The sequence below is a fragment of the Nocardiopsis valliformis DSM 45023 genome (assembly GCF_000340985.1).
Classification (GTDB): Bacteria; Actinomycetota; Actinomycetes; order Streptosporangiales; family Streptosporangiaceae; genus Nocardiopsis; species Nocardiopsis exhalans.
Map to the genome: position 1 here is coordinate 1 of NZ_ANAZ01000084.1, position 776 is coordinate 776.

Here is a 776-nt window from a genome sequence, read left to right on the forward strand (position 1 = left end):
CAAGGCCGCGTAGTTAAGGAACGGGCTGGGCTGTCAACTCCGAGTTCACCCACCACGGAGCCAGGATGTAGCGGCCCTGAGCGATCCGCTGCAAGAACCCCTCCTGGGCCCACACACCCATCTGGGACGCCAAACTCCTGTGATGGGCATACTCCAAAGCCCGAGCTACCTCGATCGGACTCCACCCCCGCCCTGGATCGGTGCCCAGCAACCGCATCGTTCGTTCCTTGGACCCGCCCGGTCGGATACCGGGGATCACCACCTCGGCAACAGGCCTTGAGGGCCCGCACACCCTCTCGGGTGCGGGAGCCAGGATGTCCAACTCCAAGCGCTGCACCCGGTGGGTTTTGAGTGGACGGCCTGGATCGGCATAGCCGTAACGCCGCTGGGGACACTTGACCTTGCGAGCGCTGATCCGCATCCGGCGGGCCGGAAGCAAGTTCCCCAGCACCGTCTGCGCGATGGCCCCGCCGCGGCAGGGATCATCCTGGTCGGGCAGCACTCGTTGGGCGGTGATCACCTGGCCTCGGGCCGCGTTGAGAGCGGCGGTGAAGGCAGCCCGGTCGGCTGGTGTGCCCGGCCGAGATTCCACCGCCTCGACCATGGCCATGCGCAGCGCTTGGTAAAGGGCGAGCAGGGCCCAGACTTCTTGTTCCAGACCGGCCCGGTCCTGGGAGCGCAGCACCCGACGGTGCAGCAGGGTGTGGCGCAAAGAGTAGAAGGCCGATTCGACTTCCCAGCGTTCGTGGTAGAGCGCCAGGAGCTGCTGGGCGGGG

At 66.9% G+C, this 776-nt stretch carries 1 protein-coding gene; it reads right to left on the reverse strand.

Annotated elements, in window-relative coordinates:
- Nucleotides 1-13 precede the first annotated feature (13 nt).
- Nucleotides 14-776 (reverse strand): transposase (locus D457_RS33930; protein WP_017584668.1); only part of this gene is annotated, 763 nt, incomplete at its 5' end.